This is a genomic window from Rudaea sp., from assembly GCF_036383415.1.
In the GTDB taxonomy this organism is placed as follows: domain Bacteria; phylum Pseudomonadota; class Gammaproteobacteria; order Xanthomonadales; family Rhodanobacteraceae; genus Rudaea.
In genome coordinates this window covers 1-1795 of record NZ_DASVOK010000326.1, presented here as the reverse complement: position 1 = coordinate 1795, position 1795 = coordinate 1, and the positions used below count along the sequence as shown (strand labels likewise).

Here is a 1795-nt window from a genome sequence, read left to right as displayed (position 1 = left end):
CGCGCCGAGCGCATCGATGACACCGAATCCCTCGCTGCCGCCGATCGCCGGCAGGCTCGGCTTGTAGCCGTACTGGCCGCGGATCGTCCACAGGTCGTGGTTGTGGATCGGCGCGAGCCGCATGCGGATGCGCACTTCGCCCGGGCCGGGCTCGGGCATCGGGCTATCGCCGAGGACAAGCACGTCGGCTGGTTCGCCGAACTGGTGGTGGATGGCGCTGCGCATGGTCGGTCTCCCGCGAAAGGATTCGTTCCGGTCGACATAGTATGCCGCTACTCGCCGCGCTGCAGGATGACGCCCATCTCCTCGACGTCGAGATCGCGCTCGAGCTCGTGCAGTACTTCATCCTCGATCAATCCCGCGCGATGGATGCGGATCAACTCGGCGCGGCCCGCGGCAATGCTGATCAGGATGACATCGAAGTGCGTGCGCACACGGTCCATGAACGCGTCCACGTCCGCCGCGTAGCGTTCGGTGATTTCGACGCGCTTGCGATACTCGGCCTGCAGCTGCGGATGGATCAGTGTTCCATCGGGTGCGTAGGCATTCGCCTCCACCGCGGCACTGCGCGCACGCGCGATCGCGGCTTCGGATGCGGCCATGCTCATTTTTGCGGGCGGGTCCGCATCGACCGGCTGCACGCGCCGGATCAGCCAGCCCAGGCTCGTGCCCTGGATCACGACGGTGGCGAAGATCACGGCGAACGCGGTCACGAGCATCAGGTCGCGGCCCGGCATGGCCTCCGGCAGCGTCAGTGCGACCGCGAGTGTGACCACGCCGCGCATGCCGGCCCAGCTCAATACCGTAGCCTGGCGCACGCCGAGCGGTCGCGCGCGTTTCAATCCCGCGCCGTGGAGCAGGGCAAGCAGGCCGTCGACACCGAACACCCAGACGAAGCGCGCGATGACGATCGCGAGCACGACACCGAGGATCGGAATCGTCATCGTCGTTGTGACCGCTCCGATTCCACCGACACGATCGAGCACGCCGCGCAGCGAGAAGCCGATCAGGATAAAGACGAGCGCTTCGAGCACGAACACCATCGTGCGCCAGAACGAACTGCCGCGCAGGCGCACGCGCGCGGGCAGGATCACATGCTGATACCAGCCGAGCACGAGCCCGGCGACGACCGTGGCGATCACGCCGGAAACATGCAGCGACTCGCCGGCGATATACGCGACCCAACACATGAGCGTGTTGGCCATGATGATCAGCGTCTGTTCGCCGAGGCGCTTGACCACGAAGATCCACGCCGCGGCAACGGCGAGGCCAATTGCGACGCCGCCGAGCGCGAGGAAGAGGAAATTGGACACGGCCGCGCCGGCATCGAACAGGCCGCTCATCGTCGCCGCCACGGCGAAGCGGAACAGCACGAGGCCGGTCGCATCGTTGAGCAGGCTTTCTCCTTCCACGAGTGCTGATAATCGCCGCGGTAACTTCACTCCTTCGAGCACCGCGCGCGCCGACACCGCGTCGGGCGGCGAGACGATCGCGCCGAGCGCGAAGCAGGCGGCCCACGGCAGATTCGGCACGAGCCAATGCGTGACGACGCCCACCGCGAACGTGGTGAACACGACGGCGCCGATCGCGAGCGAGAGGATGCCCGGCAGATGCCGGCGGAAGCGGCCGAACGCGGTGAAGTAGGCGCCGTCCATCAACAGCGGCGGCAGGAACAGCACCAGCGTCAGTTCGGGATCGAGCGCCAGCGGCGGCAGGCTCGGCACGAACGCGAGCGCGACGCCGCCGACGAGCAAGGCCGTGGCCGGCGGCAGGCCGATGCGCCGTGCCGCCCAAT

General features: G+C 67.5%; 2 protein-coding genes. Both read right to left on the bottom strand.

What is annotated here, in order from left to right; genetic code table 11:
• Nucleotides 1-225 (bottom strand): alcohol dehydrogenase catalytic domain-containing protein (locus VF497_RS12375; RefSeq protein WP_330889133.1); only part of this gene is annotated, 225 nt, incomplete at its 3' end.
• Between the two features lie 47 nt (nt 226-272).
• The coding region (locus VF497_RS12370) for a Na+/H+ antiporter (RefSeq protein WP_330889131.1) at nt 273-1795 on the bottom strand (1523 nt) is incomplete at its 5' end.